The sequence below is a fragment of the Lapidilactobacillus bayanensis genome, from assembly GCF_003946695.1.
Classification (GTDB): Bacteria; Bacillota; Bacilli; order Lactobacillales; family Lactobacillaceae; genus Lapidilactobacillus; species Lapidilactobacillus bayanensis.
The window spans coordinates 31,332-46,942 of the sequence record NZ_RHOX01000007.1 but is presented as its reverse complement, the minus strand read 5'-3'; the positions used below and the strand labels follow the sequence as shown (position 1 = coordinate 46,942).

General features: G+C 38.6%; 13 protein-coding genes. 10 read left to right on the top strand and 3 right to left on the bottom strand.

Annotation, left to right across the window (positions count from 1 at the left end):
• Positions 1 to 207: 207 nt before the first annotated feature.
• Entirely contained in the window at positions 208 to 903 is a 696-nt protein-coding gene (locus tag EKM65_RS03875) for a redox-sensing transcriptional repressor Rex (protein WP_125605685.1), read from the top strand.
• A 115-nt stretch (positions 904 to 1,018) separates the two neighbouring features.
• Here EKM65_RS03875 and EKM65_RS03870 read toward each other — a convergent pair whose 3' ends face one another.
• Entirely contained in the window at positions 1,019 to 1,678 is a 660-nt protein-coding gene (locus EKM65_RS03870) for a CPBP family intramembrane glutamic endopeptidase (RefSeq protein WP_125605683.1), read from the bottom strand.
• A 232-nt stretch (positions 1,679 to 1,910) separates the two neighbouring features.
• Between EKM65_RS03870 and groES the strand changes: the two genes are divergently transcribed.
• From groES to yihA, 5 genes are all read left to right on the top strand, one after another.
• On the top strand, positions 1,911 to 2,195 hold the full coding sequence (gene groES, locus EKM65_RS03865; protein ID WP_125605681.1) for a co-chaperone GroES: 285 nt from the start codon (positions 1,911 to 1,913) through the stop codon (positions 2,193 to 2,195).
• Between the two features lie 308 nt (positions 2,196 to 2,503).
• Positions 2,504 to 4,129 (top strand): chaperonin GroEL, encoded by a 1,626-nt coding sequence (groL, locus tag EKM65_RS03860; protein ID WP_125605679.1) that lies wholly within the window; start codon positions 2,504 to 2,506, stop codon positions 4,127 to 4,129.
• Positions 4,130 to 4,435: 306 nt separating this feature from the next.
• Positions 4,436 to 5,719, top strand: a complete 1,284-nt coding sequence (gene tig, locus EKM65_RS03855; protein WP_125605677.1) for a trigger factor — start codon at positions 4,436 to 4,438, stop codon at positions 5,717 to 5,719.
• A gap of 229 nt (positions 5,720 to 5,948) precedes the next feature.
• On the top strand, positions 5,949 to 7,202 hold the full coding sequence (clpX, locus tag EKM65_RS03850) for an ATP-dependent Clp protease ATP-binding subunit ClpX (RefSeq protein ID WP_125605675.1): 1,254 nt from the start codon (positions 5,949 to 5,951) through the stop codon (positions 7,200 to 7,202).
• An 81-nt stretch (positions 7,203 to 7,283) separates the two neighbouring features.
• Entirely contained in the window at positions 7,284 to 7,880 is a 597-nt protein-coding gene (gene yihA, locus EKM65_RS03845) for a ribosome biogenesis GTP-binding protein YihA/YsxC (protein ID WP_125605673.1), read from the top strand.
• A 194-nt stretch (positions 7,881 to 8,074) separates the two neighbouring features.
• Here the strand turns inward: yihA and EKM65_RS11175 are convergent, their stop codons facing one another.
• Entirely contained in the window at positions 8,075 to 8,230 is a 156-nt protein-coding gene (locus EKM65_RS11175; protein ID WP_164506802.1) for an SPJ_0845 family protein, read from the bottom strand.
• A gap of 181 nt (positions 8,231 to 8,411) precedes the next feature.
• On the opposite strand from EKM65_RS11175, the gene EKM65_RS03840 reads away from it, so the two are divergent.
• From EKM65_RS03840 to EKM65_RS03825, 4 genes are all read left to right on the top strand, one after another.
• Complete coding sequence (locus EKM65_RS03840) at positions 8,412 to 9,152, top strand: amino acid ABC transporter ATP-binding protein (protein ID WP_125605671.1); 741 nt, start codon at positions 8,412 to 8,414, stop codon at positions 9,150 to 9,152.
• 398 nt (positions 9,153 to 9,550) lie between these two features.
• On the top strand, positions 9,551 to 10,240 hold the full coding sequence (locus EKM65_RS03835) for a hypothetical protein (protein WP_125605669.1): 690 nt from the start codon (positions 9,551 to 9,553) through the stop codon (positions 10,238 to 10,240).
• 438 nt (positions 10,241 to 10,678) lie between these two features.
• Complete coding sequence (uvrC, locus tag EKM65_RS03830; RefSeq protein WP_125605667.1) at positions 10,679 to 12,463, top strand: excinuclease ABC subunit UvrC; 1,785 nt, start codon at positions 10,679 to 10,681, stop codon at positions 12,461 to 12,463.
• A 247-nt stretch (positions 12,464 to 12,710) separates the two neighbouring features.
• Positions 12,711 to 14,207 carry an ABC transporter substrate-binding protein/permease gene (locus EKM65_RS03825; RefSeq protein ID WP_125605665.1) on the top strand — a complete coding sequence of 499 codons (1,497 nt, stop codon included), beginning with the start codon at positions 12,711 to 12,713 and terminating at the stop codon, positions 14,205 to 14,207.
• A 555-nt stretch (positions 14,208 to 14,762) separates the two neighbouring features.
• Here EKM65_RS03825 and EKM65_RS03820 read toward each other — a convergent pair.
• Positions 14,763 to 15,530 carry a class I SAM-dependent methyltransferase gene (locus EKM65_RS03820; RefSeq protein ID WP_125605663.1) on the bottom strand — a complete coding sequence of 256 codons (768 nt, stop codon included), beginning with the start codon at positions 15,528 to 15,530 and terminating at the stop codon, positions 14,763 to 14,765.
• Between the last annotated feature and the right edge of the window lie 81 nt (positions 15,531 to 15,611).

Here is a 15,611-nt window from a genome sequence, read left to right as displayed (position 1 = left end):
AATTATTTTTATTAAGTCATTTGCAAGCCACGTAATTGCGTCAGTTAGGCAATGAGGCAACTTGCTTGAAAAAAATTCACGAATTGACTATGATACATAGCATAAATATTGTTGTTTATTTAGCAAAATTGTGGAATAATTCATAATGATAATTGACAAGAATCATCGTATCAACTAAATTGTTTGAAAGTCTGAGGTGTTTCAGCAATGGCTGAAGTAAAGATTCCTAAGGCAACCGCTAGACGGTTACCATTATACTATCGTTATTTACAATTCTTACACGATAGTGAAAAAACTAAATTCTCTTCTGCGGACCTGTCTGAGGCAGTGAAAGTAGATAGCGCCACAATTCGGCGTGATTTCTCTTATTTCGGTGCATTAGGCAAACGTGGTTATGGTTATGATGTTGAATCATTATTGGCGTTCTTTAAGCGCTTATTGAATCAAGATCATTTGACTAACGTTGCGCTAATCGGTGTTGGTAATTTAGGTCATGCGCTATTGAACTATAACTTCCGTCAAACGAATAATATTCGCATTAGCGCTGCATTTGACATTGATCCTGAAATTACGGGTACGATTCAAAGCGGTGTGCCTATCTATAAGATGGCTGAGTTAAAGGAGCAATTACAGCAACAACAAATTGACATCGTCATCTTATCTGTCCCAATGGAACACGCTCAAGAGATTACCGATGAATTGGTTAAAATCGGCATTCGCGGCATCTTGAACTTTACGCCGTTACGTGTTAGTGTTCCTGACGACATTCGTGTTCATAATGTTGATCTTGCTAATGAATTACAAACTTTGATTTACTTCTTGGATAATTTCAAAGAAGACGGTAGTTTAATTAATCCGATGGCTAAAGAGAACTTAACCGCAACACCAAATTTGAATAATTAAACAAGTTGAAATAATGAGAATGGCTTAAGTGCCATTCTTTTTTTGTGGCTAAATTTGTGGCTAAATTTTAGCAATTTGATTAATGAGTTCAGTCAACAGAAATCGTTGCACTTATTTATTTAAAAGCTAATAAAGCTAACGCCATAGTAATGCCATTGAATAAACCATGAGCAATCATATTAATCCTGATTGAACCAGTGCGCTTATATAACCAGCAAAGCATTAAACCAAGTGAAGAATAAACTAGCAAGTACTGATTATCGTTATGAGCAAGGCCAAACAATAGGGCCGAAATTACCATCGCGCCAGTCGGATTAATTAATTGTCGACCAACACCATAAATCGTTTTGCGAAAAACTAATTCTTCCATGATTGGTGCGAGGACGACGCCATAAACAATAAATAATGGTGCGCGACGCACAATTGTGAGAATCATTTGTGTATTTTGCGAAGCTGTCGGCTGACCAAATAGGAGGATGATAATCAATGAAGCGGCAATTTCAGTAGCATACATTAATAACATACCGCCAAGACCGTACAAGCTTGTGTCGGCTAGTGATAATTTCTTATCTGGTTCTAGGTTAGCCTTAATATCGGAAGTGTGATCGACCCAGAGCATGGCAATGACGCCAACAAAGGTAATCCCAACTTGCCAATTAATAGCTGTGACGCCCTTTAAGCCGAAGAGTTGAATAACGAGCGAAGGGAGAAACATAATAATCAGATAAGTGATCAACATGTAGATGATTTTTGAGAGTGCATTTTTATTGTTCATAAGCGTTCCTTTCTAAAAAACATATCCTTATCATATCAATTTTTGCGGCAATTAAAAAGCACCCTGAGCCATTGAAATCACGTAAAGCTGCAGACTGAATAAAAATATTGAAATCAAGAGTTAAATACTTGCATTCATTTCGAATAATGTTATGATATTTCTTGTGGTTAGCACTTGAACATTAAGAGTGCTAAATTAAAAAATAAATTAAATGTTAACGGAGGGATTTTCTATGTTAAAACCTTTAGGAGATCGTGTTATCGTAACTGTTGCTAAACAGGAAGAAGAAACCGTTGGTGGGATTGTCTTAGCCAGCAATGCAAAGGAAAAGCCACAAACAGGTACAGTTGTTGCTGTTGGTGCTGGGAAGACAACTGACGATGGCAAGCAGATTCCTGTATCAGTTAAAGAAGGTCAAACAGTGATGTTTGATAAATTCGCCGGCTCTCAAGTGAAGTATGAAGGCGAAGATTACTTAGTACTGCACGATAAAGATTTAATGGCAATCGTTGACTAATTTAAGTTAGTTTACGAGTGACTAATAATGAGTTGATTTGATTGTAATTAATTAATGATCAGGTTTACTCGTACTAATTTAATTGCTGATTATTTAATCGGTTTGAGTGCTTATAATGTCGAAATTAAACAAATGAAAGCTAGATGGCGTTTAATTGCTGCGTTGTTCGATTTAATGCTTTATTCGTATCGAGTGGCACTGTTAACAAGTTAGTTCAGCACAAGCTTTCTGTTTCACGATAGTACAAAAATAAAAGCAACCGACGCTTGTTGCGGTTGCCTAAATTTCATAACGAGGTGGGTTTTATCATGGCAAAAGAAGTTAAATTTTCTGAAGACGCACGTTCCGCAATGTTACGTGGTGTTGATCAATTAGCAAATACAGTTAAAACAACATTAGGACCTAAAGGCCGCAATGTTGTCCTTGAAAAATCATACGGTTCACCAGAAATCACTAATGATGGTGTTACTATTGCCAAAGATATCGAATTAGAAGATCATTTCGAGAATATGGGTGCTAAATTAGTTGCCGAAGTTGCTTCAAAGACTAATGACATTGCTGGCGATGGTACGACAACCGCTACAGTCTTAGCACAATCAATTATTCGTGAAGGTATGAAGAACGTTACCGCCGGTGCTAATCCTGTTGGCATTCGTCGGGGGATTGAATTAGCAACTAATGCTGCCGTTGACGAATTGCACAAGATTTCTCATAAAGTTAATGACAAAGCACAAATTGCTCAAGTTGCTTCCGTTTCTTCATCAAGCGCTGAAGTTGGTAAGTTGATTGCTGACGCTATGGAAAAAGTTGGTCATGATGGTGTGATCACAATTGAGGAATCAAAAGGGATTGATACTGACTTAAGTGTTGTTGAAGGTATGCAATTCGATCGTGGTTACTTGTCACAATACATGGTTACTGACAACGACAAGATGGAAGCCGACTTGGACAATCCATATATCTTGATTACAGACAAGAAGATTTCTAACATTCAAGAAATTTTACCAATGTTGCAAGAAATCGTACAACAAGGTAAGTCATTATTGATCATCGCTGATGATGTTGACGGTGAAGCTTTACCAACACTTGTCTTGAACAAGATTCGTGGTACCTTCAATGTAGTTGCTGTTAAGGCGCCTGGCTTTGGTGATCGTCGTAAAGCTCAATTGGAAGATATCGCTGTTTTGACTGGCGCTACCGTGATTACTAGCGACTTAGGTCTTGAATTGAAGGATACGAAGCTTGAGCAATTAGGCCAAGCTGGTAAAGTAACCATCACTAAAGACAATACAACAATTGTTGAAGGTGCTGGCGCTAAAGATACCATTAGCGAACGAGTTGAGTTAATCAAGAAACAAATTGCTGATACAACTTCTGATTTTGATCGGGAGAAGTTACAAGAACGTTTGGCTAAATTAGCTGGTGGCGTTGCAGTTATTAACGTTGGTGCTGCGACTGAAACCGAATTGAAAGAACGTAAGTATCGTATCGAAGATGCTTTGAACGCAACTCGCGCCGCTGTCGAAGAAGGCTACGTTGCTGGTGGTGGTACCGCATTAGTCGATGTCATTCCTGCTGTTGCTAAGTTAAGCGAGGAAGGCGACGTTCAGACTGGTATTAACATTGTCTTACGTTCTCTTGAAGAACCAGTTCGTCAAATTGCTGAAAATGCTGGCCTTGAAGGTTCAGTTATTGTTAACCGCTTGAAAGGTGAAAAAGTTGAAGTTGGCTACAACGCCGCTACTGACAAGTGGGAAAACATGGTTGAAGCCGGGATTATCGACCCAACTAAAGTGACACGCTCAGCTTTACAAAATGCCGCAAGTGTTGCTGCCTTAATGTTGACGACTGAAGCAGTTGTTGCTGATAAGCCAGAACCAGAAAAACCTGAAGCACCAGCTGCACCAGGTGCTGGCATGGGCGGCATGATGTAATCAGCCACGCTGGTAACTTATTTTTGAAACAAGCTAAATTAATGATTGAAGGAATCAGAACAAACTTCTGGTTCCTTTTATTTTATCTTGTCGTGCTATTCATCGAGTTGATCCAAGTGTACAGTCAGTGATTTGCGGCTTAAATTTAAACACGTCATTATTTAGTAGCCAGTTTGTCACCAAAATAACGAATAAACTTGATTAAACGTTCTTTTTTAAAGGTGTATTATTTACATTTAAACCTAAATACGATAAGATAAATTGGTATGTAAAAAGAGAACGATACAAGATATCGGAGGTATATTAATGTCTGCCAAATGGGAAAAGAAGGGCACCAACGATGGTGAACTTACATTTGAAATTTCAATTAACAAAATTAACGAAGGTTTAGATGCTGCTTTTGCACGTGTTAAGAAGAACTTAAGCGTACCTGGCTTCCGTAAAGGCAAGGTTTCACGTCAAGTATTCAACAAGATGTATGGTGAGGCTTCATTATACGAAGACGCCTTAAACATTGTTTTACCAGATGTTTATGATGCTGCAGTTGACGAAGCTGGGATTGAACCTGTTGATCAACCTGAGATTAGTGTTGAAAAGATGGATCCTAACGAACCTTGGGTACTTAAAGCTAAGGTTACAGTTAAACCAGAAGTTGTTTTAGGCGACTATAAAGGCTTAACTGTTCCTAAGCAAAGCACAGAAGTCACTGATGCTGATGTTGATGCAGAATTAGAGAAACGCCGCGAACAACAAGCAGAATTAGTACTTAAAGAAGATGGCGCTAGTGAAAAAGGCGACACCGTCACCATCGATTATAAAGGGACTATTGATGGTGAAGAATTTAACGGTGGTGCTGCTGAGAACCATTCAATCGAAATTGGCTCTAACACATTCATCCCTGGCTTTGAAGATCAATTAGTTGATCACAAAGCTGGTGACGAATTCGATGTTGTTGTTACCTTCCCAGAAGATTACCAAGCTAAGGAGCTTGCTGGTAAAGAAGCACACTTTGCAACAACGATGCATGAAGTTAAGACCAAGCAATTGCCTGAACTTGACGATGATTTCGCTAAAGATATTGATGAAGAAGTCGATACTTTAATCGAATTAAAGGCCAAGATTAAGGAACAACTTGCTAAGAGCAAGAAGGATGAAGCAGAAGCAGCTGTTCAAGAAGCCGCAATCGACAAAGCTGTTGCTAATTCCGAGATCAAAGACTTGCCACAAGTTATGATCGAATCTGAAGTACACAACCAGATGGATCAATACTTAGGAAACATGCAACGTCAAGGAATCGATCCTAAGATGTACTATCAATTAACTGGTACAACTGAAGACGATTTGCATAAGCAATTCGAAAGCGATGCTGACCAACGTGTTCGGACTGACCTAGTGCTTAATGCAGTTGTTAAAGCAGAAGGTATCGAACCAACAGAAGAAGAAGTCGATCACGAAGTTGAGACATTAGCTTCTGATTACAACATGGAAAAAGACGCCGTTCGTAAAGCTTTGACTGATGATATGTTGAAGCATGATATTGGCATCAAAAAAGCCATCGATATCATTACTAATTCAGCTGTTCAAGAATAGTTATCTTTCAATTGATTCTTAATGGAAAACAAGAAGGGATTGGTAGCAAGCAATTGATGCCAATCCTTTTTCTGTTCATTATGGATAGTTGTTGGTATGATAGAAACAGTGATCAATTGCCAGAAGTGGCATTGTCAACCACGCAATTAGCGCGAATTCAATTGCTTTACAGCGATTAAAAGCTGTGCTATCTTACTCATAAATTATGTTCAGTAAAGGTGGACAAAAAATGTTTGATAATATCCAGACCACTGGTACAGTTAAATGTTCTTTTTGTGGTAAAACACAAGATCAAGTTCAGAAGATCATTGCTGGGCCTGGGGTTTATATTTGTAACGAATGTATTGTATTATGCCAAGATATTCTAGATGACGAATTGCGTGCAGACGCAGTTGAACAAAATGTTAAAGTTCCTAAGCCTCGCGAGATTCTTGATTTCTTAAATGAATATGTTATTGGTCAAAATGCTGCTAAAAAAGCTTTGTCAGTTGCCGTTTATAATCATTACAAGCGGGTTAATCAAATGGCTATTGCTGAAGAAGGCGACACGGAATTACAGAAGAGTAATATCGCATTAATCGGACCAACTGGTTCAGGTAAAACCTTCTTGGCCCAAAGTTTAGCACGGATTTTAAACGTGCCGTTTGCTATCGCTGATGCCACGACTTTGACCGAAGCTGGCTATGTTGGTGAAGATGTTGAGAATATTCTCTTAAAGTTATTGCAGAATGCTGATTACGATGTTGAACGCGCTCAACGCGGAATTGTTTATATCGACGAAATCGATAAAATTGCTAAGAAGAGCGAGAACGTTTCTATTACCCGTGATGTTTCGGGTGAAGGTGTTCAACAAGCGCTCTTGAAAATTCTTGAAGGCACAATTGCCAACGTGCCACCTCAGGGCGGTCGTAAACATCCCCAACAAGAATTCATTCAGATCGACACAACCAATATTTTATTCATTGTCGGTGGTGCATTTGATGGCATCGAGAATATTGTGCGTAATCGCTTAGGCGAACAGGTTATTGGCTTTGGTTCGGCCGAGAATCGTCAAGAACAGTTTAATGCTGAGCATGTGATGCAACAAATCATCCCTGAAGATTTAATGAAATTCGGGATTATTCCTGAATTCATTGGCCGTATCCCAATTATTTCTGCTTTAAATAAGTTGACTGAATCTGATTTAGTACAAATTCTGACGAAGCCGAAGAATGCTTTAGTGAAACAATATCAGAAGTTAATTTCACTTGACGGGGTCAAACTTGAGTTCACTGAAGGCGCCTTACACGCCATTGCTCACGAAGCAATTGAACGTGATACCGGTGCCCGTGGCTTGCGTTCCATCATGGAAAGTGTCATGGAAGATACGATGTTTGAATTACCTGAGAAGGAAAATGTCGAAAAAGTGATTATCACTAAACCAGTTGTTGACGGCCGCAAAAAGCCAGAGTTGATTTGTGATAAGAACGAAAAAGCATCATAAGTTCATTTTAAAAAGTTGGGGCTCAATGATCGTCGCCCCAACTTTTTTTCTAAAGCACGACTTTAATGAATGAGGTAGATCATGAAAATTACGGATGCACAAATATTGATCAGTGCGGTTGATGAGAAGCAATATCCAAGCGCTGGTTTACCAGAAATTGTTTTATCCGGACGTTCTAATGTTGGGAAATCTTCGCTAATCAATAAACTGTTAAATCGCAAAAGTTTAGCACGCACCTCTAGTTCACCTGGTAAAACGCAAACATTGAATTTCTATCAGGTCAATCAAAAGTTGAACTTAGTCGATGTGCCTGGTTATGGCTATGCGAAGGTTTCTAAGAAGCAACGCGAACAGTTCGGCCAAATTATCGAACATTATTTAACGAACCGTCAGGAGCTTAAGGGTGCCGTGATTCTGGTTGATGCACGTCATGATCCTAGTACAGATGACGAATCAATGTATCATTATGTTGATTATTACGATATTCCAATTCTAGTTGTTGCAACCAAAATCGATAAAGTAACACGGAATCACCGTGCTGGCAATCTTCAGCGTATCCAAAAGGTTCTACAAATGCCTAACGACGCACCACTAATTCCCTTCAGCGCGATGACCGGTGAGGGTGGCGAGGAAATTTGGCGCTGGATTTCTGAAATCAGCCAGACAAAAATTGATTAAGTTCGTTCAATAGAAAATGGCCTCTCAGTACCGATTATTCGGTAAATGAGGAGCCATTTTTGTGTTCTACAAAATGTTCAAGAATAACTAATGCCAGTGAATTTAAATTTGAAACGTCTGTAGTAAGCTTGATACTTGAATTCATGACATTGATTCGTCATTTTTTATAATTTGATTGTTCTTACTGATTGTCTTTATTTTTCTACTTTTTTCTTGCTAGCTTGCTCTTTTTTAGTTGCCGTCTGATTAACGGTATCAAGTATTTCGGATTCCTTCTTGTCATCGGGCAAAGTTGCGAATTTATCGAAGAGACTAGTTAATTTATCGTCGCGTTTAATTGTAAGGGCCATGGATTTCACCTGCCTATCTTTTGAGTGTATTTTAACATATTTTAATTTATTTGCCAAAATCTGTTACTTATCGTTTACATTTTTAAGTATAAATATGCAAAATAATAACTTAATCGTAATTTTATTTGTATATTTATAAAGTGTGTGGTACAATTTTTTCATTAACAATGTGGGTGATAATATGACAACAATTCTAGAAACAAAGAAATTGACAAAAAGTTATGGTAATAATCATGTCTTAAAAGGCATTGATTCAAAAATTGATAAGGGCGAAGTGATCGTCGTCATTGGTCCTTCTGGTAGTGGTAAAAGTACGTATCTGCGCTGCCTAAATTCACTTGAAACGCCAACTAGTGGTGAGATTGAATTTGAAGGCCAGATTGTCAATCAACTTGCAGAAGTACAATTAGATAAGATTCGTGAAAAAATGGGGATGGTTTTCCAATCATTCAATCTATTTGCTAATTATTCAGTTTTACAGAATCTTAATCTGGCACCAATGAATGTTCAAGGTATGTCTGAAGCCGCTGCAACAGAACAAAGTAAAGCCTTATTAGCACAAGTAGGTTTAGCAGATAAAGCAGATGCACAACCAGCTAGTTTATCGGGTGGTCAACAACAAAGGGTTGCTATCGCGCGCGCTCTAGCAATGCACCCTGACGTGATGCTATTTGACGAACCGACTTCCGCACTTGATCCAGAAATGGTCGGCGAAGTTTTGAACGTCATCAAAGACTTAGCACAAACCGGAATGACCATGGTTATTGTGACACATGAAATGGGTTTTGCGAAGAATGTGGCCGACCAAGTATGGTTTATGGATCAAGGCCAACTGCTAGAAAAAGGGACGCCTGAGCAGATTTTCGATCATCCTCAAGAAGAGCGGACCAAAGACTTCTTGTCCAAAATTTTAGTCAGTTAATCGGTTCACAATAGTTTATATTTCCTTAGTTCTAAGCTACAATACTATGAGTGTATTGTAGCTTTTTTGTCTGATTTGAGAAGTAATTCAATTCAAATACAAACGCTGTTATAAAATATCAGATCCTAGAACTGTGATGTTGTAGTTCTCCGTGCCTGCGGGAAATGCGCTGGTGGAACGCTGCGAGCGTCGATTTAAGCCGAATAAAAACCAATTCGTCTTAAATACGAGCTTTCTTGTAAATGGTAAACCATTAACAAGAATGACGCGGCTGACCGCGATTTCCCTCCGGCACTGACTAAAGAAATGATATGGTGTGGTTTAACAGCAAGTTTGTACTCCTGAAAATTAGAAGTGATTCAACCACTCACCAATTCAGTGCTGGTGTAAAGTTGCTATTGGCAGGTGATTTTGTTAATTCAAGCACTGATAAAGTGATATGTAGTGAGGAAGCCATGAAAGTATATATGTATGACGATTTTGAAAAAAATATTCGCTTGTTTTACGATATCTCAAAAAAAGAATATGCTTTATATAATATTCCCCTGAAAGACACATTGACGCTGAAGCTTATTTTTTATGTTGCTCCTTTTCTGCCAGGAATTGTAATTGCATTAAATGGGAGTGATCAAGAGGTCAACCTTAGTGAATATATTACAGGAGTTCAATTCCTAGAGCTTGCTCTAATAACAACAATAGTTTTTTCAATTTATTGGTGGACATTAATGACCGTATCTTTTTTAAGAGGTCATAAAATTAAAAAAATAAACTCTGATCAAGAAGAAGTTGATAAGTTAATGGGGGAGACAATCAAATATTACGCTAATCTTCATGGTAACCGAAATCAAGATAATTATGAAAGAATCCATGAGTATATAAAATTTTATAAAAGGCTTTGTATCGGAACGGTTATTTTTGGCTTTTTATTCGCCTATTTCTTAGTTTATAAATCTAATACCGACATGTTAAAAATTATTATTGGACTTCTGGCAGCTTTAGTAACGACATCAGTCCCAATCAGTTTATTAGTTTATGCGCTCCAAAAGTCAAAGATTATGTATGAGTGGTTGGAGAAAGAAAACGAATAAAACAATTTTATCAATCAGCTTCATAGTAAGTCTTGAGAACAGAAATGGAAGTTTACTAATGTCTGTTAGTCGGTGTTCACCACGTTCCATGAGCGAGTTTGTGTAAGCATGAAGGAACACTAAATAGTAGTTTTAGTATCTAGCATGTTAACTTAGTGGTGGGAAATAAATACCGCTCAGTAGTGATATTATTGTTGCAGCTTTAGCTGTTACAATAAGGCTTGTCTTGGAGACAATTTTGTAAAAATTGGCTTCAAGCAATGCCCACTACGTTCCAGCGCCAAGTATTTGTTTTCCACCACGGCACCTCGCACGTTCGTATAAGTGTGAAGAAGTACCAAATAATAGTTTTAGTATCTAGAATATTAACTCAGTGACAGTATATAAATATCATCATGCATTAAATCAATACCAATGATCAAAAAGAGGAGGCTAATTTTGGCATCTGAACATATTGAGCATAAATTGGCCCTGCTGCCAGATTTACCTGGTTGTTATTTGATGAAAAATATCAACGCACAAATTATTTATGTTGGTAAAGCAAAGAATTTAAAAAACCGTGTGCGCTCGTATTTCAAGAGTAGTCATACGGGTAAAACCGCGCGCCTCGTTTCCGAAATTGTGGACTTTGAAACGATTATTACGAGTACGAATAAAGAGGCTTTCTTGCTTGAAATTACGTTAATTCAAAAGCATCAGCCCTATTACAATATTCGTTTGAAGCAGGGGACTGGTTACCCTTATATTAAAATAACTAATGAACGCGATCCTGTGATTCAAATTACGGGTCAAATTAAAAAGGATGGCGCCTATTACTTCGGTCCTTATACCAATGTCTACGCTGCTGAGGAAACAATGCATTTTATTCAGAAGGTTTATCCTTTACGGCGTTGCTCAGGTCATTTAGGCCGGCCTTGTTTGTATTATCATATGGGGCAATGCTTGGGTGCTTGTTTCAAAGAGGTTCCTGAAGCGGAGTATCAGCAACAAATCGAAAAAATTAAACGCTTCTTAAACGGACATGTTGGTGCGATCAAACGGAAGCTAACAGTTGAAATGAACACTGCTGCTAAAGAATTAAAGTTCGAACGGGCCGCTGAATTGCGTGATCAATTGAATTATATTAAGGCAACAGTTGAGAAGCAGAAGATTATTTCGAATGATAACACGCCCCGGGATATTATTGGTTATTACATGGATAAAGGTTGGCTGTCAGTTCAGATCTTCTTTATTCGGCAAGCTCGCTTAATGAAGCGCGAGAAGCGGATGATTCCGATTGTTAGTACGCCCGAAGAAGAGTTGGCCACCTTCATTTTACAGTTTTATAATCGTAAAAATAATGTACTCCCCAAAGAAATTCTAGTCCCGAAAAGTATTGAAAAAGATGATTTGGCAGCCATTTTAAATGTACCGGTGCGCACGCCAAGTCGTGGTCAAAAGCGAGAATTATTAGAACTCGCGAATAAAAATGCTAAGTTAGTGCTTGATGAGAAATTCCGTCTGCTGGAATTAGATGAACGTCAGACGATTGGTGCGCAAAACGAAATCCTAAATGCCTTAGGATTACCAGACGGTCACGTTTTGGTTGCTTTTGACCATTCGCATATTCAAGGTGCTGATCCTGTTTCAGCGATGGTAAGTTTCTTTGATGGTCGTCCAGATAAAGCCAATTATCGTAAGTATAAGCTAAAGGGTGAAGTCGAACATCAAGAGGGTGCTGACGAGGCGGCTAATACGCGTGAAGTTATTCGGCGGCGTTTCACACGTCTGCTGAAAGAGAAGCGGCCAATGCCAGATTTGATTCTAATGGATGGTGGCATTATTGAAATGAATACCGCCAAAGATGTTTTGGAGAATGAATTAAATTTGCAAGTACCAGTGGCTGGAATGGTCAAAAATGATAAGCATAAAACCGCTCAGCTAATTTATGGGGCTGCAGGAACACCGGTACAATTGGATCCGAAGTCACAGGGTTTCTATTTGTTGCAGCGCATTCAAGATGAAGTCCATCGCTTTGCCATTACCTTCCATCGTCAAACTCATAACAAAAACAGTTTGTCATCCCGTTTAGAAACTATTCAAGGCGTCGGACCAAAGACGCGCACGAAATTATTAAAACAGTTTGGTTCATTGAAGAAAATTAAAGATGCTTCGATTGAAGAAATTGAAGCTTTAGGCGTTTCTAAAACAATCGCGCAAACAATTAAATTATCAATTCAGTAATAAAAATTGTGTTAACACATACAGCTAAAAGTCGTGCCAGAAACACTTGCTTAATTGAAGTTGTTCTGACAATTAATTAACGCCCTGTTTAAAAGTAGATGTTGAATCCCCAATCAGGATTTAACGTCTATTTTTATACGCCAATAAAATAATAATGAATAAAAATAACTATTTAAAGAAAAAGCGTGCATAAATATAAAATATGTTGTATACTACTTTTATTATATTTTTAGGGGAAGTTATGATTATGAAAACAAAAAAACGTCACTTTATCGTTTGGGCAATGATCTGTTTGGCTTTGATTTTTAGTAGTATCGCCATTGCCCCCTTAGCAAGTAGTCAGGCAGCACCAAAAACAGATGCTAAGTTAACTGAAATTAAAAAGCGTGGTTATATGGTATTAGGTGTTTCTGCCGATTATCCGCCATATGAATTCCATAAAACCATTAACGGCGAAGATAAGATTGTTGGCTTTGACATTGATTTAGCACGGCAGATTGCTAAAGATATCGGTGTTGAATTGCGGATCAAGGAACTTGGTTTCGATTCATTGTTAGGCAGTTTAAAGACTGGTAAAGTTGATATGATTGTTTCTGCCATGACGCCAACGCCGGAACGAGAAAAAGAAGTTGCTTTCTCTACCTCATATTTAACCGTCGCTCAGAAGGTTGTTGTTCGTAAAGGTGAAGAGAATAAATATCGTAGTGTGATGGATTTCAAGGGCCAAAAGGTCGGCGTGCAGAAGCAAACCACGCAGGAACAAACCGCTAAAGATGAAATGAGCGGTGCTCAAGTTGTTTCCTTGGAAAAAGTGACTGATTTGATCTTGAACCTGCAGCAGAAGAAATTAAATGCGGTCGTTGTCGAAGCGCCAGTTGCTAATGCTTATGTACAAACGAACCAAGCATTGACGTTAGCTAAAATCAAATTTACTAACGCTGACTATGGTTGTGCCGTCGCCGTTGCTAAGGGTGCACCAGCATACTTAGCAAGTGTTAACCAAACTATTAAGACTGTTAAAAAGAATGGTCAGTTTGCTAAATGGCAGAAAAACGCCAATACTTTAATGTTCTCCAAACAAAATTTCTGGCAAGCCTATGGTAGCTATTTCCTAAAAGGTACCGGCATTACGATCATCTTAACCATCATCGGCGTCTTCTTCGGTAGTTTATTAGGGACGTTGTTGGCATTAATGAAACGGGCTAAAAATAAAGTTCTTAAGGCGATTGCCGTTGTTTACATTCAATATTTCCGGGGCACGCCATTACTTGTCCAAGTCTTTATGATTTATTTCGGCACCCAAGTAGTCCATTTGAATGTTTCTGCCTTCGTTTCAGCGGCATTAGCGCTATCCTTAAACTCTGGCGCTTATGTGTCCGAAGTCATTCGTTCTGGTATTCAATCAGTTGCTAAAGGGCAATCTGAAGCAGCGCGGTCTTTAGGCTTATCTAGCAAGCAAACGATGCGCTTAGTCGTTTTACCGCAAGCCGTCAAAACAATTTTGCCAGCGTTAGGTAACGAGTTTATTTCCTTACTGAAGGAATCAGCAATTGTCAGCGTCATCGGCGTCGGTGAGTTGATGTTCCAGACCAGTGTAGTACAAGGATCAAGCTTCAAGCCATTCTTGCCATTAGTGATTGCCTCACTGATTTACTTCGTCTTAACTTTAATTCTGTCATTAGCTTTACGTTTCTTTGAGAAAAAAATGAAAAACGGCAAAACTGATAATGAAATCCTCGACTAAAAACGTATTTTAAATAACAAAAAAAGTTCCACTCAACTATATCATCAAGTTGAGTGGAACTTTTTTGTCTCTTTAAGCTGTCGGACTAATAGTTATTAATAAATCTAAAAAGCACGAAACAAATGATATTTTAAAATTGTCGTGACTCTGGTGTCATTTAAGTAGTTGTAAAATGGCAGTCACCTTTTTGACACGTTCTACTTCAGGCAAAGATAACAAATAATCCCATAATTCATTCGTTTTAGCAGCAAATGCAACGAATATTTTAGCGGCAAAAATTTGCAGTTTAACAGCACCAACGCACTTTTGTCAGTGTCGGAAGAAAATCGCGGTCAGCTGTGAAATTGTCGTTAATGCTTTAGTATTTACGACAAGGCCGAGCTTGGAAACAATCTTTGATTGGTTCCAAGTCGTGCCCACAGCGTTCCACCAGCGTATTTTCTGGAGGCATGAAGAACCGCGATTATAATAGTTTCGAGGCTTGATATTTCCCACCGATATGAAGAACCACAATCAGTAAAGTTTTAGGATTCAAATCTTTTAGTTTTATCCAACTTACTTAATAACATGTGTTGCCCAAAATGACGGAATATTCAATTCGTGCAAATAACCTTCGCCGTTGGTATCTTCGTATAAATCTACCAATTGAAAGCCGGCCTGTAATTGCCCGCGAATTTGTTCTTCAAGGGTGTGAGAGAATTGGATGCCATTTTCTTGGGTATCGAGTTTAGCCATGATTTCCGGTTGTGTGAGCGGATTGTAGGGTAAGTGATTGACAATTCGCTGTTCATCATCGCTGACGATGAAATTCAGACCGTTGTCTAAACCAGCGATGAAGTGTCCGCCTGCTTTCAAAACCCGGTAACATTCTTGCCATACTGGCAAAACTGATTCAATATAACAGTTTGAGACAGGATTGATAATGAAGTCAAAACTTTCATCGGCAAAAGGTAATGGTTGCGTCATATCGGCGCGAATTGTTTTGATTGTGTAGCCTTCGCGCTGGGCTACCAGTTTTTCACTAGCAAGTTGGCGGGTAGAATAATCTAGAATCGTGCAGTCAGCACCCAATGCAGCAAAAATGGGCATTTGTTGGCCGCCACCTGCAGCTAAACCTAATACTTTCTTATGATGAAAGTCTGGTAAAAACCAGCTTTTGGGAACAGGCTTAATTGGGGTGAGGACCATTTCCCGGTTGCCTTTTTGCGCCGCAACGAAGTTTTCGTGGGTGATGGGCGCGCCCCATTCCCAGCCATCTTCAACCCAATGATCAATTGTTTCAGCGTTCAATGCCGTATAATTTTGGTGATTTGTGTCTGTCATTGATTTTTACCTCGTTAATTTAATACTTTTAAGTATATGAGACTCTTGAAATAATGTAAATATCGACGAGTAGTGATTTAA